19 protein-coding genes and 1 riboswitch are annotated in these 21,942 nt (G+C 48.9%); of the genes, 2 read left to right on the top strand and 17 right to left on the bottom strand.

All coding sequences use genetic code 11. The annotated features are described in order from the left end of the window. Window positions 1-99: 99 nt before the first annotated feature. On the top strand, window positions 100-1,095 hold the full coding sequence (locus EXIG_RS02705; protein WP_234944563.1) for a LysM peptidoglycan-binding domain-containing protein: 996 nt from the start codon (window positions 100-102) through the stop codon (window positions 1,093-1,095). A gap of 53 nt (window positions 1,096-1,148) precedes the next feature. Here the strand turns inward: EXIG_RS02705 and lysA are convergent, their stop codons facing one another. The 12 genes from lysA to EXIG_RS02645 all read right to left on the bottom strand — a co-directional run bounded on the left by lysA (window position 1,149) and on the right by EXIG_RS02645 (window position 13,664). Then, window positions 1,149-2,462, bottom strand: a complete 1,314-nt coding sequence (gene lysA, locus EXIG_RS02700; RefSeq protein ID WP_012369398.1) for a diaminopimelate decarboxylase — start codon at window positions 2,460-2,462, stop codon at window positions 1,149-1,151. A gap of 12 nt (window positions 2,463-2,474) precedes the next feature. After that, complete coding sequence (alr, locus tag EXIG_RS02695; RefSeq protein WP_012369397.1) at window positions 2,475-3,533, bottom strand: alanine racemase; 1,059 nt, start codon at window positions 3,531-3,533, stop codon at window positions 2,475-2,477. Continuing rightward, on the bottom strand, window positions 3,530-4,462 hold the full coding sequence (locus tag EXIG_RS02690) for a branched-chain amino acid transaminase (RefSeq protein WP_012369396.1): 933 nt from the start codon (window positions 4,460-4,462) through the stop codon (window positions 3,530-3,532). Before EXIG_RS02690 ends, alr begins: the two co-directional genes overlap by 4 nt. A 25-nt stretch (window positions 4,463-4,487) precedes the next feature. Further along, window positions 4,488-5,195, bottom strand: coding sequence for a 2,3,4,5-tetrahydropyridine-2,6-dicarboxylate N-acetyltransferase (dapD, locus tag EXIG_RS02685; protein ID WP_012369395.1), 708 nt, complete (start codon window positions 5,193-5,195; stop codon window positions 4,488-4,490). Then, entirely contained in the window at window positions 5,182-5,928 is a 747-nt protein-coding gene (gene dapB, locus EXIG_RS02680; protein ID WP_012369394.1) for a 4-hydroxy-tetrahydrodipicolinate reductase, read from the bottom strand. Before dapB ends, dapD begins: the two co-directional genes overlap by 14 nt. Continuing rightward, complete coding sequence (gene dapA / locus EXIG_RS02675; RefSeq protein WP_012369393.1) at window positions 5,925-6,806, bottom strand: 4-hydroxy-tetrahydrodipicolinate synthase; 882 nt, start codon at window positions 6,804-6,806, stop codon at window positions 5,925-5,927. The genes dapB and dapA overlap by 4 nt, the downstream gene beginning before the upstream one ends. 20 nt (window positions 6,807-6,826) lie before the next feature. Further along, a complete protein-coding gene (locus tag EXIG_RS02670) occupies window positions 6,827-7,819 on the bottom strand; it encodes an aspartate-semialdehyde dehydrogenase (protein WP_012369392.1) in 993 nt (330 codons plus the stop codon). A gap of 12 nt (window positions 7,820-7,831) precedes the next feature. Next, on the bottom strand, window positions 7,832-9,031 hold the full coding sequence (locus tag EXIG_RS02665; RefSeq protein WP_012369391.1) for an aspartate kinase: 1,200 nt from the start codon (window positions 9,029-9,031) through the stop codon (window positions 7,832-7,834). 113 nt (window positions 9,032-9,144) lie between these two features. After that, a riboswitch (Lysine riboswitch) is annotated at window positions 9,145-9,323 on the bottom strand. 67 nt (window positions 9,324-9,390) lie between these two features. Further along, window positions 9,391-10,764, bottom strand: a complete 1,374-nt coding sequence (gene argH, locus EXIG_RS02660; RefSeq protein ID WP_012369390.1) for an argininosuccinate lyase — start codon at window positions 10,762-10,764, stop codon at window positions 9,391-9,393. Next, on the bottom strand, window positions 10,761-11,966 hold the full coding sequence (locus EXIG_RS02655) for an argininosuccinate synthase (protein WP_012369389.1): 1,206 nt from the start codon (window positions 11,964-11,966) through the stop codon (window positions 10,761-10,763). Before EXIG_RS02655 ends, argH begins: the two co-directional genes overlap by 4 nt. A 121-nt stretch (window positions 11,967-12,087) precedes the next feature. Further along, the gene (locus EXIG_RS02650) at window positions 12,088-12,516 is read right to left on the bottom strand and encodes a GNAT family N-acetyltransferase (RefSeq protein WP_012369388.1); all 429 of its coding nucleotides are present in this window, start codon (window positions 12,514-12,516) and stop codon (window positions 12,088-12,090) included. After that, entirely contained in the window at window positions 12,513-13,664 is a 1,152-nt protein-coding gene (locus EXIG_RS02645; RefSeq protein ID WP_012369387.1) for an alanyl-tRNA editing protein, read from the bottom strand. Before EXIG_RS02645 ends, EXIG_RS02650 begins: the two co-directional genes overlap by 4 nt. 128 nt (window positions 13,665-13,792) lie before the next feature. On the opposite strand from EXIG_RS02645, the gene phnF reads away from it, so the two are divergent. Then, window positions 13,793-14,527, top strand: a complete 735-nt coding sequence (gene phnF, locus EXIG_RS02640; RefSeq protein WP_012369386.1) for a phosphonate metabolism transcriptional regulator PhnF — start codon at window positions 13,793-13,795, stop codon at window positions 14,525-14,527. A gap of 115 nt (window positions 14,528-14,642) precedes the next feature. On the opposite strand, the gene EXIG_RS02635 is transcribed toward phnF, so the two are convergent. From EXIG_RS02635 to EXIG_RS02615, 5 genes are all read right to left on the bottom strand, one after another. Beyond that, window positions 14,643-15,713 carry an LCP family protein gene (locus EXIG_RS02635; RefSeq protein WP_234944562.1) on the bottom strand — a complete coding sequence of 357 codons (1,071 nt, stop codon included), beginning with the start codon at window positions 15,711-15,713 and terminating at the stop codon, window positions 14,643-14,645. Between the two features lie 257 nt (window positions 15,714-15,970). Further along, window positions 15,971-16,729 carry a glucosamine-6-phosphate deaminase gene (gene nagB, locus EXIG_RS02630; protein WP_012369384.1) on the bottom strand — a complete coding sequence of 253 codons (759 nt, stop codon included), beginning with the start codon at window positions 16,727-16,729 and terminating at the stop codon, window positions 15,971-15,973. Window positions 16,730-16,735: 6 nt separating this feature from the next. Continuing rightward, the gene (gene nagA, locus EXIG_RS02625; protein ID WP_012369383.1) at window positions 16,736-17,881 is read right to left on the bottom strand and encodes an N-acetylglucosamine-6-phosphate deacetylase; all 1,146 of its coding nucleotides are present in this window, start codon (window positions 17,879-17,881) and stop codon (window positions 16,736-16,738) included. A gap of 148 nt (window positions 17,882-18,029) precedes the next feature. Next, entirely contained in the window at window positions 18,030-20,588 is a 2,559-nt protein-coding gene (gene mprF, locus EXIG_RS02620) for a bifunctional lysylphosphatidylglycerol flippase/synthetase MprF (RefSeq protein WP_012369382.1), read from the bottom strand. Next, on the bottom strand, window positions 20,585-21,940 hold the full coding sequence (locus EXIG_RS02615; RefSeq protein WP_012369381.1) for an MATE family efflux transporter: 1,356 nt from the start codon (window positions 21,938-21,940) through the stop codon (window positions 20,585-20,587). Before EXIG_RS02615 ends, mprF begins: the two co-directional genes overlap by 4 nt. Between the last annotated feature and the right edge of the window lie 2 nt (window positions 21,941-21,942).

Raw genomic sequence — 21,942 nt, 5'->3', positions numbered from 1 at the left:
GCTCAAAAAGGGTAATAGATAAGTAGAGTCAAGTGAGAGGCAGTCATCCTAGAAAAAGGAGGCGACGTACACATGCACGGGAAATGGATTCGGATCATAATGATCATGTTAATATCGCTTTTTCCTTTCTTTAGTTACGGTTTGACGGCAGATGCAGCCAGTTCGACGTTTGTCACAAAAGGATCGACGACGAGTAAAGTCGTCGCACTGACGTTTGATGACGGAGCAGATGGTGGAAACATCACTAAGATTTTGAGTATCTTAAAAGCCAACAATGTCAAAGCAACCTTTTTCTTAACAGGTACCGGTGCCAATAATCATCCACAATTGATTAAAAACATCGCCACTGCAACTCCGACGCATCAGCTTGGAAATCACTCCTATACGCATCCTGATTTTACGAAATTAACCGCCACTCAGATGACGAGTGAACTCTCAAAAACCGAAAACTTAATCAAGTCATTGACCGGACGGACGACTAAACCGATTTTCCGCGCACCATTTGGCGCGAGCAACAGCGCTGTCCTTGCCGCCGTCGGGAATGCCGGATACACGAAAACGATTCAGTGGAACATCGATACAACTGACTGGAAAGGTATCAGTTCAACAGCCATTTTGGCGCGTGTCGTTCCGAACATCGTCCCGGGATCCATCGTTCTGATGCATACGGGGGCTGGTGCACCCGGTACACCGGTTGCACTTCCATCGATGATTTCGCAACTTAAAGCGAAAGGCTATAAATTCGTCACAATCTCCGAATTATTAAAATTGCCTCCAAGCGGCAGTAAAACGTATACGGTTAAATCGGGCGATACCCTTTATAAAATCGCCAACCTCTACAATGTCACCGTCGCTGCTCTCGCTAAAGCCAATAACATCACGAACTACAATCTGATCACTGTCGGACAAGTGCTTGTCATTCCGGGAACGACACCTCCTCCGCCAACAACAGTCACCTATACCGTCAAAGCCGGGGACACGCTCTACTCCATTGCAACGAAGTACGGCGTGACGGTCACCGCGCTTGCCAGTGCCAATAAAATCACGAATGTCAATTTGATTTCCGTCGGGCAAGTCCTTGTCATTCCGAAGTAACACAAAAGCGTCCCGGTCTTTACGACCAGGACGCTTTTGAATGGTTTCAGTTCTTAAGAAGACGGGATATTTTCAAGACCCAGATCACATTGAATTAAATCGGCGTAAGTCTGGCGACGGACAACTTCACGCGATTCACCTTGATTAACGAAAACAACAGCCGGTCGTAAAAATTGGTTGTAGTTGCTTGCCATCGAATAGTTATAAGCGCCTGTCCCGAAGACCGCTAATGTATCTCCACTGACGGGTTCTGCTAAATCAGCAGACTCGGCAACCAAGTCGCCGGATTCGCACGCTGCACCGACAACTGTCACATGACGTGTTTCTCCTTTGATTCGATTGGCAATGACGGTTTCGTACACCGCTCCGTATAGAGCAGGCCGGATATTATCCGCCATTCCGCCGTCCACCGATAGGTACGTTCGTACACCTTGTACTTCCTTGATAGCACCAACCGTGTACAGCGTCGTTCCGGCATTTGCGACGACCCACCGCCCCGGTTCAATCCCGATTCGCGGACGATCGATCGCAAGACGCGTTGTTTCTTCATCGATGATCGCCATAACCCGCTCCATCGTTTGTTCGAAATCAAGCGGCTGATCATCTTGCGTATAGGCAATTCCAAATCCACCGCCGAGATTGACTTCGCTTGCGACGAAAGAAGTCCGCTCGCGAATCGTTTCGACGAATCCCATCATCGTCCGAGCCGTCCGCTCAAACAGTTCAATTTCTTGAATTTGCGATCCGACATGGCAATGAATACCGAGTAACACCAAATGTTCCGCTGCTAAAACAGCTTCGACGGCTTGCAGGTACGAATCATCATGCGTCGAAAAACCAAACTTCGTATCGACACCACCGGTCTGGATTTTCGTGTGCGCACCACCGATGACTTGCGGAACAATCCGGATCAGAACCTGAACGGTTTGACAGGTATCGCCCGCAATCTGGTTGAGTTGAGCGATTTCCCCGTAATGATCGATGACGATTTTCCCGACACCCTCTTTGACGGCATACTGTAAATCCTGCGTCGATTTATTTGAACCGTGGAAATAAATCCGTTCCGCCGGCACACCGGCTTTACGGGCGATGAACAGTTCGCCGCCTGTGACGACGTCAATGCCAAGACCATGTCGGACAACTTGCTGGTAAACGGCACCGATTGTCAAGGCTTTAGAAGCAAACGAAGCATACGTATTCGGATATTTCTTTAAAAAGGCGTCGCGTACGGTCGCCAGACGGTCCGTCAATTCACGTTCTGCCATGACATAAAGCGGTGTCCCGTATTGTTTGGCAAGCTCTGTTACTGCCACCCCGTCAATCTGTAGTTCATTGTTTTGTTCCGTCAAATAGCGGCTTCCGTACATCTTGCTTCCCCCTTATAAATAACGATGTGTTAAACGCCACGAACGGGCACACATCTGTTCCGAATTATTGGCTGTCCCGGTCCGGGTGATGTCATCAATTTCGATGCCGTCTCCGTACAGAACAACTTTATCACCGATTTCCACCGTCGAATCGACGGCGATGAACGTATGACTCATAAATAACTTACTGATGATCGGATAACGTTTTCCGTTGATGATGACCGGCAGTGACGACCGTCCGCGGACAACCCCGTCCCCGTAGCCGACCGGCAGAACGGCGACACGAATCGCTGTCGGTGCCGTATACGACGTACCGTAGCCGACATGTTCCCCTGCTTCCACTTGACGAATCTCAACGACTTCCGTCGTCATCCGGAGTGAGGGGACGAGCCAATCCATTTTTTCGATCGGCGAATAGCCAAACAGGAATATACCGGGCCGGACGTAATTGCAACAGGCGAGGCGCGGATCATGCTTGACGATCGTTGCACTGTTTTCGGCATGGATATAAGTAAAGCTATGTTTCGCCTGTAACGGATTTCCGATTTCAAGGAACCGTTCAACCTGACCGTCGTGATCGGCTCCCGGTTCATCGGCAAGCGGGAAATGCGTGTAGAGCCCTGTTAACGTCAGCTCTTGCTCCCGTACGGTTTCAAGCACCGCTAATGCTTCTTCGAGCGAACTGACACCAAAACGGTTCATCCCGACATTTATTTTTAGATGCAGTTCAATTCCCGATAAATCCGCCTGATGACGTGTCAGCCAATCGAGCGAAGGAATTCCGAGCGCTACTCCATGCAAGCGGACCTCTTTAAAATCCGATGCCGGATTCATCGCCAGGACATAACTGTCTGGAAAATTCGTTTTGATTTCAATTGCTTCATAGACTTCCGCCACTGCGAAATGCCGGACACCGGCTTCCATCAATGTGGCGACCATTTCAATCATCCCTAAGTTGTAAGCATTGTTTTTGACCACGGCAAAAATCTGCTTGTTAGACCGGGCGAAAACCGATGCGACATTATGCCGCACCGCTTCCCGATCAATGGTAACGACAGTTCTTGAACTCATTCGGCGACAGCAGGTGTCACATGTGTCAACCAGTCCGCATATTGCGGCAATTGACCTGAGACCGTCTGTCGGTAAAGATCAAGCAACTCATCCGCGACAGTCCGTGTTCCGCCGTTGATGACGATGTGATCAATTTCTCCGACACTTGTAATTTCTGCTGCTGTACCCGTCAAGAAGATTTCGTCTGCGACGTATAACTCATCACGGCCGATATGACGCTCGACGACCGGATACCCTTGATCCTGCGCCAAACGCATGATGACTTGACGTGTGATGCCGTCTAATACCGAGCAGTCGAGTGAAGGTGTATAAATCGTGCCGTTTTTCAACATGAACAGGTTGGCGACACTCGCTTCACTGACGTTTCCGTTCATATCGAGGGCAATCGCCTCGTCGAATCCGTCACGTTGTGCTTCGCCTTTTAAGAGCTGCGAGTTCATGTAGTTGGCGGCAGCTTTTGCCTGCATCGGCATCATTGTCGACGAAACGCGGCGGTAAGAAGCGACTTTCGCGCGGATACCGGCGCCTTTATCGAAGTACTCGCCCAGTTCCCAACAAGAAATTCCGACGTGAACCGTCGTATCTTTTGCCATCAATGCCTGCCACGGTGTACCGAGGAAAACAAACGGGCGGATGTAACAAGATTCAAAGCCGTTTTTGGCGACCAGATCAATTGTCGCTTGGACAAGTTCTTCCACTGTATAAGGAATCGTCACGTGATAGAACGCGCAACTGCGGAACAGACGTTCAATGTGTTCCGTCAATTGGAAAATCGCCGGACCATCCGGTGTCGCATACGCACGGATACCTTCGAAGAATCCGCTTCCGTAATGAATCGCATGGGACATGACGCTCGTATTTGCCTCTTTTGGATCATGAAAAACTCCGTCTAACCAAATTGCTTCTCCATACTGTGTATCCACTGCCATGTGTTTTCCTCCTCTTCGACGTCAATCAGAGTGAACGTAAATCATCCACCAATTGCGTCTTCTCTGCTGTTTTTTCGTCTTTCTGTTTGATGACGCGTGCTGGAGTACCAGCAACTACGCTACCGGCAGGAACGTCTTCTGTGACGACACTGCCTGCTGCGACGACGGCATCTTTTCCGACGCGGACACCTTCAAGAATGACGGCATTCGCTCCGATTAAGACACCATCTTCAATGATGACCGGTGTTTTTGAAGGTGGTTCAAGAACCCCTGCGACCACGGCACCGGCGCCGACATGAACGTTTTTGCCGATTGTGCCACGTGCTCCGACAACAGCGTTCATATCAATCATTGTACCATCTCCGATTGATGCACCGATATTAATGATTGCGCCCATCATGATGACCGCGTTATCACCGATGACGACATGATCGCGAATCCATGAACCCGGTTCGATCCGGGCATTCAAATGACGTGTATCAAGCATCGGCACGGCACTGTTGCGGCGGTCATATTCGACATGCACTTCAGTAATCCGGTCTGCATATTCTTCTAAGAAAGTTGAAGCAAGTCCTGCATCCGCGAAGAAAATTTTTGATTGATCCGTTCCGAATGCCGTCGCTCCTTCAATCGTCAGTCCTGCCAAGTCACCATTGACGTATAGTTTAACCGGTGTTTGTTTTTTAGCATCTTTAATGAATTTTGCAATTTCATAAGCATCAGTTAATAACATGTGAATCCTCCTGTGTGTAAAGCGTCTCCAGTGTATAGAGTCCCGCTGATTTTTGAATGAGCGCTTCCGCTGCCTTGATCGCACCTGAAGCGAATACTTTTTTTGATAACGCCGTGTGTTTGATTTCAATCAATTCATCGACGCCCGCAAACAATACTTCATGTTCGCCGAAAATCGTTCCCCCACGCATCGAGTGCATCCCGATCTCGTTTGGCTCCCGCTTCTCACGCGTCGACTCCCGTTCGTAGACCGGTTGGACATCTCGTAAATCCTGGATGGTCCGGAGCAACAGCTCCGCCGTCCCGCTCGGTGCATCGACTTTTTGATTGTGGTGTTTCTCAAGCAGTTCGATGTCGAATGCTCCGGCGAGCGGAACGAGTGTTTTTAACAGCTGTTGCATCATCGCGATCCCAAACGACATGTTATACGATTGGAAAATCGGAATTTGTGTCGAAGCATCGCGAATCGTCTGCAGTTCTGCTTCCGAGAAACCGGTCGTCGCAATGACGAGCGGGGTTTTCGTTTTGATCCCGTAAGCAAGCAAATCCGGTAAGAGACTCGGATGTGAAAAATCAATGATCGCATCGACCGACTCCGTCATTTCGGCGAGCGTGCCGTATGAGGGCACCTGTTCCGCTGTTTTCGTTTTGTCGATGACGGCGACGACGGCATCCGGTGCCAGTTCATGCACGTAATGTCCGGTCGCTCCGTATCCGTGAATGGCGAGTCTCATCCAACCACTCCTTTGTAACTCCGCATCGTCTCAAGCAGATGGGCATGACCGGCTTCCGACTGGCGAACAAGCGGCAGACGAGGTGCCCCGACAGCAAGGCCGATTTCTTCGAGTGCTGCTTTGACGGGAATCGGATTGACATCGCTAAACAATGCTGAGATAACAGGCATCAAATCACTTTGAATCCGGCGTGCCGTCGTATAGTCATTCGCAAGTAACGCTTCTGCCAAAGCTTGCGTTTCTGCCGGGTATGGATTCGACAAGACGGAAATCACGCCTTGTGCCCCCCATGCCATATAAGGAAGAATTTGATCATCGTTACCGCAGAAGACTGCAAAGCCATCTGGTAAGGCCGTCATCAATTCCCCCATGAAACTGACGTCTCCACTTGCTTCTTTAAACGCTTGGATGTTCGGATGTTTGGCAAGTGTGACGGCTGTTTCGACGGAAATCGCGACCCCTGTCCGTGACGGAACATTGTAGAGCATGATTGGCAAATCGACTGCATCCGCAACCGCCGTGAAGTGGGCGACGAGTCCTGCTTGTGATGTCTTATTGTAGTAAGGTGTGACCAGCATGGCAGCATCAGCACCAAGTCGGGCTGCCGTCTGTGTTTTTTCAATCGTTTGAGCCGTATTGTTCGTTCCGGTCCCGGCAATGACCGGTACACGTCCGGCTGTCACACGGATTGCCGTTTCAAGTAACGTTTCAAACTCTTCATTCGTCAACGTTGACCCTTCTCCGGTCGTTCCCCCGACGACTAACGCTTGAATGTTCGCTGCGAGTTGTTGTTCGATCAGTTGTTCAAATACCGCTAAATCCAGCTCACCGGTTGATGTAAATGGTGTAGCCAGTGCTGTTCCTGCTCCTTTAAACATATCGGATTCCTCCTCGTTTCTTACGAATGGATTGAACTTTCAAGTGCTTGCCGTGCTACCTGGACAGCGTTCGAAGCGGCCCCTTTACGGATATTATCGGCGACACACCAGATGTGGAACGTATTGGCGAGACTTTGATCCTGACGAATTCGTCCGACATAGACGTCGTCTGTTCCGCTTGCATCAAGCGGCATCGGATATTGATTATGACTGACATCATCGACTAAAACGACGCCAGGTGCTTCGGCCAGAGCAGCACGAATCGCTTCAACACTTGTTTCCTGCTCAAACGTGACATTGATGGCAACGGAATGTGAATTCGTGACCGGGACACGGACACACGTCGCGCTGACGGGCAACTCCGGCAAACGAAAGATTTTCCGAGTTTCGTCAATCATTTTCTGTTCTTCCTTTGTATAACCGTCCGGTAAGAACACATCGATATGCGGCAAAATATTATCATGAATCGGGTGTGGATAGTTGACCGGTTCTTCGCCGCGACTGCCGCGGGCTAAATCCTCGATTCCCTTTTGACCGGAACCGGATACGGCCTGATACGTCGTATAGTTGACGCGCTTCAAACCAAATGGTTGAAGCGGTGCCAAGGCGACGACCGATTGAATCGTTGAACAGTTCGGATTGGCGATCAAACGATCGTTCGGTCCGATTGCCTGCGAATTTACTTCCGGTACGACAAGCGGAATATCTGCCTGCATCCGGAACGCACTGGAATTATCAACGACGAGTGTTCCTGCTGCAGCAAGCAACGGGGCATACTGTTCACTGATGGTACCGCCAGCTGCGAACAGTGCGACACCAATCCCGTCTTTCGTGATGTTTTCCGATAACGCTTGAATCGTGACGTCCTGTCCTTTGAACTGAACGATTTTCCCGGCTGAACGGGCTGAAGCATAAGCTGAAATCTGACGGACCGGAAAATCGTGTTCCGCCAGGACTTGTAACATTTTTTGACCAACGGCGCCGGTTGCGCCAATGACTGCGACATGATACATATGATTTCCTCCTTACAGATCGAATGCTTTTGCGATTGCTGCGACAGTCCGTTCGATATCGGCCTGGGCAATCGTATATGAGATGCTGATTTCTGATGTCGTGACTTGATAAAACGTGATGTTTTCCGCCCGGAACGTCGCAAACAATTTCGAAGCGACCCCGGTTGCGTCCCGCATCCCGATTCCGACGACGGATAACTTGGCATGCTGGTTATGACGGTCGACTTTGACCGTCGGGAAACGATTGATGATATCCTGCAGTGCTTCTTCCAAAAACTCTTCTTCATCCAGCGGACAAGAGAAGGAAAGGAAGATGTCACTGTCAAACGTCGTCTGACTGATCATATCGATGTTGACGTGACGTCCTGATAACAGTTCAAAGATATCCGCGACCGCCGAGTTCGTCTGCGGTACATGCTTGATTGACACCGTCAACACGTTTTTCGTTACACTGACGCTCGTGACCGCTTTTTGTTCCATCGTTTCCGTTGCCTCCATGATCCAAGTCCCTCTTTCCGATTCTAATGTTTTTCCGACGAAGATGTGGACGCCGTATTTTTTACCGAGTTCGACACTGCGCATCTCCATGACTTTTGAACCGAGTGCACTCATTTCCATCATCTCATCGTATGAAATGTGTGGAATCGGTTGTGCCGTTGCATGAATCCGTGGATCAGCTGTGTAAACACCGTCGACGTCCGTGTAAATTTCACATCGTTTATCAAGAACCGCGGCCAATGCGACGGCTGTCGTATCCGATCCGCCGCGACCGAGTGTCGTGACATCCCCGAGCTCATTGACGCCCTGGAAACCGGCGACGATGATGACGTCGTATGTCTCCAGTTTTTTCCGGAGCAATTCGCCGTCAATCTGTTTGATTTTACTTTTCGTGTGCAGTCCCATCGTGCTGATGCCTGCCTGGGCCCCTGTCTGCGACAAGGCTTTTATCCCGAGTGAGTTCAGGGCGATGCTGAGTAATGAAATCGTCTGTTCTTCACCGATTGCAAGCAGCCGGTCCAGTTCGCGTCGTTCCGGACGGTCCGTTATCGCCTGCGCCTGAGCAATCAATGAATCGGTCATTTTCCCCATTGCCGACACGACGACGACTAATTTTTCCCCTTGTTCCGTCCGATTCTTCAAATAATTCGCAATTGACTGAATCTGTTCGACAGTCGCAACCGAACTACCACCAAATTTAAGTACAGTTGTCACAATCCTATCTCCTTTTGTCCCGAAACAGAAAAAAACGACGGGCCGGTAGGAGCGTTCCTACGGCCCGTCGTTATCACGATCGGACAAACGATGACAGCGTCATACGTTCTTTTACGTAAGATAGCGCTCCGAAACGTGGGTTTCGGCAGTACAACGGATCTTAACCGTTGTACCAGCAATCAAGAAAAAGCATTTTCTTGTTCACTTCGGCGGATTTCCCCTTTCACATCACTTGGCATGCTTGCCTTGAATAAGTGTTGCTACTGATGTCATCCGCGCCTCTATCTGTCGGTTGTTAGTTACAGTTATAGCAAACATTTTTTGTTAAATCCAGTGATTTGCCAAACTTTTTTTGAATTTTATAATTTTTCAAGTTGCTTCTTCGCTAATGCGAGTTGATCCCGGACGGCCGTAAAACCGGTCCCGCCGTAACTTCCCCGTCGTGCGACCGCCTGAACCGGATCTAACAACGGATAGACATCTTCTGCAATGACCGGATGGAACGTCTGATACGTGGACAGCGTCAAATCTTTTAAGAAACAGCCGCTTTGGACACAATGTAAGACGGCTTTCCCGACGATTTCATGTGCTTCCCGGAACGGAATCCCTTTTGTGACCAGATAATCCGCCAGTTCCGTTGCATTCGAGAAGTCTTGCATCGTCGCCTTCTTGAGCGCTTCTGTCTTAAACGTAGCCGATTCGATCATGCCTGTAAAAATTTGAACGGATTGTAACACGGTATCAGCGGTGTCAAAGACACCTTCCTTATCTTCCTGCATATCTTTATTGTATGCGAGTGGTAATGCTTTCATCGTCGTCAGGAAACCCATCAGATTTCCGTAGACACGACCTGTTTTGCCGCGGATCAGTTCCGCGAAATCTGGATTTTTTTTCTGCGGCATCATGCTTGATCCCGTCGAAAACGCATCGGACAGCTCAATGAACGAAAATTCTTGCGACGCCCAGATGATGATTTCTTCGCAAAAGCGTGACAGATGCATCATGACCGTCGACGCGATGCCAAGGTATTCAATCACGAAGTCCCGGTCTGAGACCGCGTCCAAACTGTTCGGATAGACCTGTTCAAACCCAAGTAACTCGGCTGACTTGAAGCGGTCAATCGGGAAAGTCGTTCCCGCCAGTGCCCCGGCACCGAGCGGCGACATCCGAATCCGTTTCAGGTTATCGGTCAATCGATCGGCATCCCGTTCAAACATCCAAAAATAAGCGAGCAGATGATGCGCGAGTGAGATCGGTTGCGCCCGTTGCAGATGGGTATAACCCGGCATGACCGTCTCCACATGTTGCTCCGCCTGTTCCGTAATGACGGATTGCAGGTTGCGAAGACTCGACAGGAGTTCTAAAACATGCTGTTCCATCCAAAGGTGGAGATCAGTCGCGACCTGGTCATTTCGACTGCGGGCTGTATGCAGTTTACCGGCGACCGGACCAATCTGTTCCGTCAGTAACCGCTCGAGATTCATGTGGATGTCTTCATCCACTGTCGTATAGACGTGTTGCTCGAGTGTCGTTTGCAACTGTTTAAGACCGGCTTCGATTTGTTCCCACTCGGTCTTTTCAAGAATTCCCTGTTCATATAACATCTGCGCGTGCGCAAGACTCCCCTGTAAATCAACGGCTGCTAATTTCTGATCAAACGAAATCGATGCTCCGAAGGCCTCCGCTTGAGCGGAAGCACTTTCCGTAAAACGTCCGCCCCATAGTTTCGTCATTTTTTCACGCCTTCCTGACGATGGACACTGGCATGTGTCGAAATCGCAAGACCGTGTAATTTGATGAATCCTTTCGCTGCTTCGTGATCAAAGGCATCTTCTTTTGTATACGTCGCGAGTTTCTCATCGTAGAGCGAAACTGCTGACTGACGTCCTGTGACGGTTGCGTTCCCTTTATACAGTTTGACACGGACTTCACCGGTCACGTCCTGTTGCGTTGCCGTCAAGAACGCTTTGAGGCCTTTTGTCAGCGGGGCATGGAACAATCCGTTGTAAATCGTTTCTGCATATTGTTTGCTGAGAATCGGTTTAAAGTGGGCAACGTCTTTCGTCAATGTGATCGTTTCAAGTGCTGCGTGGGCTTTGAGTAAGACTGTCGCACCCGGGCACTCATACACTTCACGTGACTTGATGCCGACCAAACGGTTTTCGACATGGTCAATCCGTCCAACACCGTGTGCACCGGCAATGATATTCAGTTCTGTAATCAGCTTCGCCAGCGGATACGCTGTCCCGTTGATCGAAACCGGAACACCTGCTTCAAAACCGATGATGACTTCTTCCGCTTGATCCGGTGCGTCTTCCGGTGCGACCGTCAAAGCGTATGCATCTTGCGGCGGCTCTGTCCATGGATTTTCAAGGACACCACATTCGTTACTGCGTCCCCATAAGTTCATGTCGATTGAATACGGGCTGTTGAGATTAATCGGAATCGGAACGTTGTTTTCTTTTGCATAAGCGATTTCTTCTTCACGTGACCATTTCCATTCGCGAACCGGTGCGATGACTTCGAGCGACGGATCAAGAGCAGCAACCGAAACTTCGAACCGGACTTGGTCGTTTCCTTTTCCGGTACATCCGTGGGCGACTGCTGTGGCACCTTGGGCATGTGCCACTTCAACCAGTTTTTCAGCAATCAACGGGCGAGATAAAGCGGAAATCAATGGATACGCACCTTCGTAATGCGCACCATATTGGAGGGCCGGCAAAACAAAGTCATTTGCGAATTCATCTTTGACATCAAGAACAATCGATTCGATCGCACCGACGAGTAACGCTTTTTCTTTGATGACCGACAAATCTTTTCCTTCGCCGACATCCATGCACAATGCGACGACGTCATAGTCCTTGCTTAACCATTTGATGGCGACTGAAGTATCCAGTCCACCCGAATACGCTAAAATCAATTTTTGTTTTGTCATTCTTATTTCCTCCTTGAATTCGACTGTATCTGTCTGTATAAAAATTCACTATGAATTATATATATACATAGACTTTCAAAAAAAGAAACCCTTTTTTCAGGATTTCTCAAAAAAATCAGCATTAAATTTTTTTCTCCATCGTCCGGTGCGGAATGCCCGCATCGTCAAATTCATCGGAAACAATCGCATAACCAAGCCCTTGATAAAACGGAATGGCCTTTACTTGGGCACCGAGCGTTAAAATCGTCCGGCCTTCCCGGCGGGCAATCCGCTCCATCGCCTGCATCAGCTCGCCGCCGTATCCTTTTCCTCTTGTCGCCGCAAGGGTCGCGACGCGTTCGACCTTCATCCGTTGCTCATCGTACGGACGGGTCCGCCCCGTCGCAACCGGACGATTCATCTCATCGAGGACAAGCAAGTGAATCGCTGTTTCATCATGCGTATCATATTCCAAATGGCTCGGAACGCCTTGTTCCTCGACGAAAACCCGTTCCCGGATCATTCGGACCGCTTGTTTTTGTTCGGTTGTTTTTACTTGAATCACTGTCATGTATGTAATTCCTCCTTTAATGCTTCTGCATAAGCTTGTGCCTCTTCATACGTTTGGAATACTGCTTGGGCATTGTTTTCACTTCCGCCGCCCCGTCCATTAAACTGCTTTAAATGGGTTTTGGCAAATTTTCCGAGATGAATGGATCCAGCGCTGCACATGAATAATTTTTTGGCGTTTTCGTTCCAGACGAATCCTGTCCGTCCTGTTTCAGCCAGGGCTTTCAACAGTTTTTCTGAAAAACGGACATCCTCTTGATCATGCCGTACGGTGAGAACCGGTTCATCCGTTGCGAGCAACTGTTTTAAGACCGTTTTGACATGCAGATCTTCTGCCTGTCCGATTTGACGGTTCAGACGGACTTGCTCCTGTTTCAGGTCTTCCACAACAAGATGGACCTGATTTTTTTTAGCTGATACTGCACGTGCAGTTTCTGTCAGGACACGCCGTTCGGTCGTCAGTAATCGAAACGCTCGGTCTTTTGCAACGTACGCTAAACGAATATTCCCGCGAACCTTTTCAAGTCCCGTGAATAAAATCAGTTCCAGTTCCGACGTCGAGGCGAGATGCGTTCCTCCACAGGCACTGTAATCCAGTTCACCGATTTGAACGACCCGGATTTTTTCTGTGACTTGTGGTGTTTTTCGTAACGGTAACTGCAATGCTTCTTCTTCTGTATATTCCGTTGCCGTAATCAAGAGGTTCGCTTGAATCACCGTCCGTAAACGTTCCTCCAAACGACTTTGAAGCGTCTCATCCCAGTCACCGAGATCGAGATCAAGCGTCGATTCTTCTGTGCCGGTTCGGAAACTGACTGTCTTGATTTGAAATTCGTCTTGAAGAATGGCAGAAATAACGTGTTGTGCTGTATGTTGCGCCGCATGATCCGTTCGAATGACATCATCGACCTCACCTTGCACTTCGTTTTCAAGAAGCGGACTGTCGAGCAGGTGCCAGACATCCCCTTCTTGAAGCTGGACATCGAGGACGGAAACCCCGTTGAGTGTTCCCCGATCGGCAGGCTGCCCCCCGCTCTCCGGATAAAAGTAACTTTGTTCTAATCTTACCCAGTAGCCTTGTTCTTCCTTCGTACCTGTCACGATTGATTCGAAAGTCCGGACGTCCGGATAAATTTGCTCTGAACGCATCTTCATTCCACCTTTTCAGCACTGAATTTGCTTCTATTATGACACAAATCACTTACAATCGTTTGTCGACATCTCCATTTCCTAGTACACTAGATGAAAGACTATCGACCGCGAAGGGACGAAATGCCGTGATTCAGCATATCAATAAAAATTCACCACTTCCAATCTACTACCAAATCGAGGCTGCCTTGAAGCAACAAATCGAGGAGGGTCTGTTACAACCCGGCGATTTAATCCCCTCGGAACGCGAGTTTGCCGAAGCCCATCAAATCAGCCGGATGACTGTCCGTCAAGCCATCTCGAATCTTGTTAACGCTGGTTATCTCATTCGTCAAAAAGGACGCGGCACATTCGTCGCCAATAAAAAAATCGTCATGCAACTGTCCGGATTAACCAGTTTTTCTGAAGAGATGGAACATCTTGGTTTGGAACCGGCGAGTGAGCTGCTGTCTTATCAAACGATTGCTGCTGAAATGACGATTGCGAATAAACTCGGGATTCGTGAAGGTGCCAAAATTTATGAATTAAAACGGTTACGCATCGCAAACGAACAACCGCTTGCGCTCGAAACTGTTTATATCCCAGAACAGCTGTTGCCGGGTTTGAACCAGGATGTCGCCATTACGTCCCTTTATGCCTTTGCTGAAGCCAGTGGACTCAACCTGGGTCGCGCCAGTCAGACTTTCGAATCACGTCTCGCGACAAAAGAAGAAGCACAACACCTCGGTCTGTCGGTCAGTTCACCTGTTTTGTCCGTCGAACAACTGACTTTCCTTGCCACCGATCAACCGTTTGAGTATGTCATTTCCGCGTATCGCGGCGACCGGTATACGTTCACGGTCGAAATGGAACGGCAACGCTGATTCTGATTTGAATACAGAGGAGAACTCATCTTCCTTTCCGAAAAAAAGCACATGTTTCAGGATACTTTTCAAGAAAGTATCTGAAACGTGTGCTTTTTAACATCACCCGTTAGCGTTACTGAACGGGTTGCTCGACTGTCGTCGAATCATCTGTTGTTGTCGGGTCCGTGGCTCCCGGTGTCCCTGTCTCTTCTTTCATCAGTGACACTTCTTGTCCTTGCATCGCCTTGGCCAGGTTGGCTTTCACCCGGTCAAGTTGATTCGGATCCAGATGGTACTCCCATTTCCCGCTGATTCCAATGTATCCTTCACCTGCGAGCTGGTATTCTGTCGTATTCCGTAAAGCTGTCGTAAAGTCAGCTAACCGGAGATAATCGTTCGGACCTAAGTTCGTCTCGACGTTGTCGCCGACAGCGTCCAAGATGTCACGGTACGCCCCGAGCGAACGGAAGCTTGCCGCTTCTTTTGCAACAGCTTGGATGACCTGCATCTGCTTTTGTCCCCGGCCGATATCCCCGAGTGGGTCATCATGACGGTTTCGAACGTAAGCGAGTGCCTGTTCCCCGCTCAAATGCTGCATTCCCTTCGGAACGGTAATCGTCCCTGCTTTACGCGCCGAATCCTGTTCCTTGAAGGCATAACGGACATCGATATCGACTCCGTCCAGTGCATCAATCAACTGAACGAATCCTTGGAAGTTAACTTTTACGACATGGTTGATTTCAATACCGAGCAGATTTTCGGTTGTCTCACGTGCCAGTTTGATTCCGTTGTATGAACTCGATTTGTCCATTGAACCGAAATAATGAGCATGAGTGATTTTATCCTGCTCGACACCTGTTTTCCCGTACGGCACATCATATTTGGAATAATCGATATTGACGAGTGAGTCCCGTGGAATACTTGTCAGTACCAATTGTTCGGTCTTCTTATTCAGGACACCGACAATCATGACATCCGATCGTGCCGGCTCATGCCGGTCTTTACTGGCTTTCGTTTCATCCGTTCCTAAAATCAAGAAAGATTCGGACGGCACATCATCATATTTCGAACTGACTTTTGAACCCGGAATGTTGATTTGTGTTCTTGCCAGCGTTTCCTGTGTTTTAATGAAAACCGCTCCCGCATAACCGGAACCGATGACGGTCAAAAGTAATAACAAGGCAGCAATCACTTTGATGAACATCTTGCCAGCACTTGGTTGCCTCTTTCTTGCTGATCTCGTCTGCATCTGTACGCCCTCATTTTCATGTAAATTTTCTGTAAAGTTCACTATTCTCCATTATCCCGACTTTTATTAAAATGTCAATTTACGATTCGATTAAGATCATGTGATTTCACTGTTTTTACACTCGCACGACTTGACGCATACAAAACAAAAAACCCGTCTGTTGAGAAGACCGGTCTGAAGCAGTCCGGTCTCATCAGAGACGAGTCATCGATTCATTTCATGAAGTTCGTATAGGCAGCTCGCCCTGTACGTTTCGCTTCGTCCGATAACAAGCTTGCCGCTTCTTCGTCCAGAACGACCATGACATCGGCGTGCCGCTGTAAAATCGTTGCCGGACAATCCGTCGTCGCCGGACCTTCCATCATGTCGCGGATCGCCTCCGCTTTCCGCTCGCTTGAAGCAACCAATAAAATCTTCTTCGCTTCCATGATCGTTCCGATTCCCATCGTGATCGCTTCGGTCGGCACATCCTCCAACCGGTCGAAAAAGCGCTGATTGGCCTGTCGGGTCGACTCGGTCAGCTTAGTCACGTGGGTTTTGGCATCAAACGGAGTACCGGGTTCATTAAACGCGATATGACCGTTCGAACCGATACCGAGCAGTTGAATATCAATCCCTAATTGCCGGACAAGCGCTTCATAGCGGTCACTCTCTTCCCGTGGATCCGCCGTGCTTCCGATCGGCACATACGATTCTTTAAAGTCGACCGCATCAAACAAGTGCTCCTGCATGAAGGTATGGTAACTGTGTGGATGATCCGGACTGAGTCCGACGTATTCATCCAAATTAACGGTCGTCACATGCCGGCAATCCACTCGATCTTTGCGCCATTCTTCATACACACCGAGCGGAGAACTGCCGGTCGCAAGTCCGATCGTTAATCCTTCCGGGTGTCTTACAATCTCCTGTTTGAGCAGTTGATACGAAACATTTGCCAATTCTTCTGCTTTTTCTACAATCATCCATTTCATCAGTTGTTACCCCTTTCCGTTTGTAAATCGGTGCACTTTCCCGCGGTGAACGGTTTGTTCCACTTCCAAGTCTGCTGTCAATACGACAAAATCGGCATCCTTGCCCTGCTCGAGTCGTCCTTTATGTGTTAAGCCGAATTCCTCTGCCTGATTAATCGACGTCATCTGGACGGCTTGTTCGAGTGAACAGCCAGTAAAGCGGATGATATTGCGTAGCGCCTGATCCATCGTCAGGACACTGCCGGCTAAGTTCCCGCTCGCAAGACGGGCAGCTCCGTCCTTGACGTGTACGGTTTGTCCGCCGAGTTCATATTCTCCATCCGACAATCCTTTTGCCCGCATCGCATCGGTGATGACCGTCAAACGGTCTGGTCCTTTCATCCGGTAAGCGAATTCGACCATCTCTTTTGAACTGTGAATCCCGTCCGGAATGATTTCCGCAAAGACTGATCGTTCGAGAAGACAATATCCGACCGTCCCTGGTTCCCGGTGATGCAAGGGACGCATTTGATTGTAGAGATGTGTCCCGTGGGTGACATTACCTAAATGATTTTGGTCAAATGTCGCATCGGTGTGTCCGGCAGATGGAATCGCCCCCGTCTTTCGAACCGCCGCTTCAAAATCACGGGCACCGGGCTGTTCCGGAGCGTACGTGACGAGTTTGATCTGATTTCCGGATGCCTGTTGCCATTTTAAAAACTGATCTGCATCGGGTTCGACGATGTATTCAAGCGGTTGTGCTCCGGCATAATCCGGATTGATGAACGGTCCTTCTAGGTGAATCCCTTCAATCGTCGTCTCCCGAGAGTCGATGACATCGCGCGCGACTTCCAGGGCCCGCGTAATCTGATGCCAGTCTTGGGTGATCGTCGTCGCAAAAAAGGACGTGACACCTTCCGCAAGCATGGCTTCACTCAATCGGTACAGCGCTTCCGCACTTGCGTCCATCGTATCGACGTCGTATCCGCCATGGATATGGACATCAATCATTCCTGGAATCAATCGTTTCCCCGCAAGATCAATAACTGTTTCGTCACGCTCTGTGTACGCGGACATCTGCCCGATTTCCTGAATCGTCTCCTCAAAGCGGATGAATCCATCGTGAATAACGGTCTGTCCCGTATAAATTTCGGCATGAATCATAGTTGGCATCTTGTGACTTCCTTTCTCGTTTGAATTCCGGCAAATAATCTCTCTTCCCTTTTAGTATACTGCTGTTCATTCTAGTTGTATAGACCTTTATACATTTAACCGATTGTGAAAAAGAAGATTCCGGCGTCTGATCCGGAATCTTCTTTAGTCACGGCAATAAAATCCGGTCTTTTTTCTTCGAAATCAGACGTGTCGCTTTTAAGATCGCAATCGTCAGTGATTGGCGTTTACGGTAGGCGAGGTAACGTCCTTCCCATTTCGGATCGTATTTTTCCTTGTATCGTCTCAGTCCTGTAAAGCTGTACATATACCGGATGTTATTGAACACATCCGCTGCCACGCGTTCCTGCCAAAATGAGGTTTCGTCCTCACCAACGGACGAGAGCGGAGCCATTCCCATATTAAAGGTGTGGTAGCCTTGCTCAGTTGCATAGTCAAACAAACGGATGAACATGGCATCCATGATTCCGTTCGGACCATCCGGACGAAAACGCATCAAATCAATCGAGAGAACACCTTCCTGATAAGCCGGCATGAACGTCATGAAGCCGAGCATCTGCTGATTGGCATCACGCATGATGCCGATCGGCGCTTGATTCAAATAAGACTCGTTGAAATAACCTAATGAAAATCCTTTTTCGGATTTCCCTCCCAACCACTCATCCGAGACGTCACGTAATTGATCCAATAACGCTTCACTAAACGGAGGCGATACGACTTCAAACGTCATCCCTTCCCGTTCAAAACGATTTTTAATGGAACGTAAGCCGGCCCGTTTTTTCCCGGAAACGGTAAAGGTCGTCATGTCGACGATCGCCTCTTCACCAAGCTTAAAGAAATTAAAGCCGAAATCATGATACAACGACATGTTCTGTGCCTGAATCTGATAGATGTTCGGGATATAACCTAAATCCTCGACACGCCGTAAGAAACAGGCAATCAACTGGGAATGCTCTTCCGGATTTCCGCTCGGATCACCAAGCATCATAATCCGGTTTCCGGTCTGACTGAACTGAATAAATGAACGTCCGGATTCGGAGAAGAAAAAGCGTTTATCGCCGAGAAAAGCCAGGTGACTTAAATAATTTCCCCCTTCTTCCGTCAAGACATCCTTAACTTTTTGCATATCTAACTTTTCACCCAAGACCGGCTGATTAAAGGTATTGAACAAACGAATGAAGACGAGTGTGTAGACAAGTGCAAAAATCGCTGCACTCGCGGCAAACATGAAGATCTCATGGGCAGGATAAACCTTTGTCCCGTCAGCCGAACCGAGTGTGTAAAAGGCGTATCCGAAAAAGATGAATCCACCGAGGTATAAAAAACCGGCAAAAGCGGCCCGGATCAGTCGAGTCGTCGTGATCAGCGTCCGTTCACGATGAAAGGCACTTCGTGACATCGTCACTAAAACCAGTACGATCAACACGACAGACAAGGAAATCAAGTTAAATCCGCGCAGTGCCATCCCGATCAAAGCAAAAGCCGAAACACCATAAATCATATACAGTGAACGCTTCGTCCGTCGGTACAGAGACGGGGCAAGCAGGACATACAACAAGCCGGCCATCAAAAAGAAACTGTTCGCAAGCAACAACAACTCATGCGGCAGACGGGCTTCCAAATATTCATACTGTGTCGAGTTTGGCGGCAAAATCGCCAGACCCCAAATCGCGATGCCAGCGAGTAACGTAATCAAGGCCAATGTAAAATGTCGGACTTTACTTAAAAAACGTAACTGAAGCCGCCAGATGACGCCGCCGACTTCAACCGACGGGCCGACAATCGGTTTATCCTCAATCATTTTGACGACCGGACCGCTGAACTCACGTGCCGAGAAAATGACTCCGATCACGAATGGAATCAAATAATACACAAGACGATAAATCAACAATCCGGTAAGGACAATCCCTTCTTCGACGCCGGCACGCTGCATACCGATCAAAAAGACCAAGTCGAACGAACCGAATCCACCCGGTACCATCGAAATCAGACCGGCTGTCGCGGCGATGATGAAGACGCCGATGACTTTAGAAAAACTGACATCCGTCCCGAGGGCCGCCAAAATAAAATAGACGACGACTCCCGCACTGAACCATTCCGCAAGCGATACAAGCGAATAGAGGGCGATCGACGACGGACGGATACTGCTGCTCCCCCGTCGGAAAGTAAACAACAGATAGACCGGGAAGAAGAAGGCAACACCGATGATGACCGGCCATAACCATTTCTTTAAATCCAACACTTCAAACGCCGGAAAGACATTTAATAAGGATAATGCCGATAAAATCGATAATCCGCTGATCAGTGTCGGTGCCATCCAACCGATGGCTTTCAATAACCGGGTTCCTTCGACGAACGGTCGATAAAGGGCGGTTCTGACGCCCATTCCGGCAAGTCCGCCGAAACCGATGATGCCGTTAAACGAGTTGGCAATCCAGGATGCCCGGAAAATCAATCCGATCGGAACCTTCACTTGAAGCGAACGCAATAAGAAGAAATCATAAAAGAACATCGTCGCGACCGCTGCAAGCCCCGATACAATCAATAAAATAAACTTCCAGGACGGAATTTGCTGAATCGCCCGAATCGATTCCTTTAACGACAGACTTCTTAATTCGTTTTGACCCTGATAAAAAATGAATGCAATCAAGATAATCGGCAAAATGATTTTCGCCACTGTCAACACACGTTGTTTATTGAATCTCATTTCACGACCTCCTTTGATTTTCTGACAAGATGCATCAGGCGGAGCAAGAGAAGACTGGCTCCGACGGCAAGTCCGATGATCAATCCCCACCAATACCCATCCGGTCCAAGTTCCGTAAACCGCTCAAAATAAAATCCGAGTGGTAGTCCGATGACCCAGTACGCGGTAATCGTCAAAATAAACGTGACGTTGACATCTTTGAATCCGCGAAGTGCCCCTTGAGTGGGTGCCGCGACTGCATCGGATAATTGAAAGAAAATCGCTAAAATCATGAAATGAGCCGCCATTTTGATGACTGCCGGATCGTTGCTGTAAAGTGCCGCAATCCGTTCATTTTGAACGTACAGCAGTCCACCTGAAAACAAGGAAACGACCAGACACAGCAACAAGCCGATCCACACGTACTGGACGGCGTCCTTGACCCGCTTGGCTCCCATCTCGAACCCGACCGTAATCGTCAGGGCTGATGCGGCCGAGAGTGGAATCATATAAACGAACGAAGCAAAGTTGATGGCTGCCTGATAGGCTCCAATGACGACATCGCCGTAGGCGCCAAGCAGCAAAGTCACGGCTGAAAAGATACTGACTTCCGAAAAGATTGCTAATCCAATCGGTGCACCGAGCAAAACCAATTCTTTGATTCGTGTTACATCCGGTTTATAAAAACGACGGAGAATCCCGAGTCGTTGAAACAGTTCACCTTTCAAGACAACACCAATAACCGCGATACATAAAATCCAGTATGTGATGGCTGTCGCCACTCCTGCTCCAATCCCGCCCAGTTCCGGAAAACCGAACTTTCCGAAGATAAACAGATAATTGAAAGCCACATTAATGGGTAAAGAGAATAATAATAACGTCATTGTGATGTTCGATTTGCCTAACGAATCGATTAAGGTGCGCAGGACAAAGAAGACGAACATCGGAATGATTCCAAAACCTAACATGACGAGATAGATGCGGGCAACATGACGTGCCTGATCCGATAATTCCATCTGGTTCAAAATCGGATTCACAAGTACAAGTCCAAGCAGAACCGTCAAAACGATGATGACGACGGAGACATACAATGCCTGAATCACGATCCGCTTCACTTCCCGTTCTTTTCGTGCCCCCATTGCTTGGGACACAAGTGGCGCCACGGCTAATAAAATCCCCGTCAATCCGGTGTAAACCGGTGCCCACAGACTGGCTCCGACGCCGACGCCCGCTAAATCAGCCGATCCATATCGTCCGGCCATGACCGTATCAAAAAAACTAATTAAGTAAAACGCTACCTGTGTGACCAGAATCGGAAAGAAAATCTTCATGAACTGTTGAATCTTTCCCGATAGCGTAGTTGTCTCTAACATTG

It is taken from the genome of Exiguobacterium artemiae 255-15, from assembly GCF_000019905.1.
Classification (GTDB): Bacteria; Bacillota; Bacilli; order Exiguobacteriales; family Exiguobacteriaceae; genus Exiguobacterium_A; species Exiguobacterium_A artemiae.
This window is presented reverse-complemented; position numbering and strand designations above follow the sequence as displayed.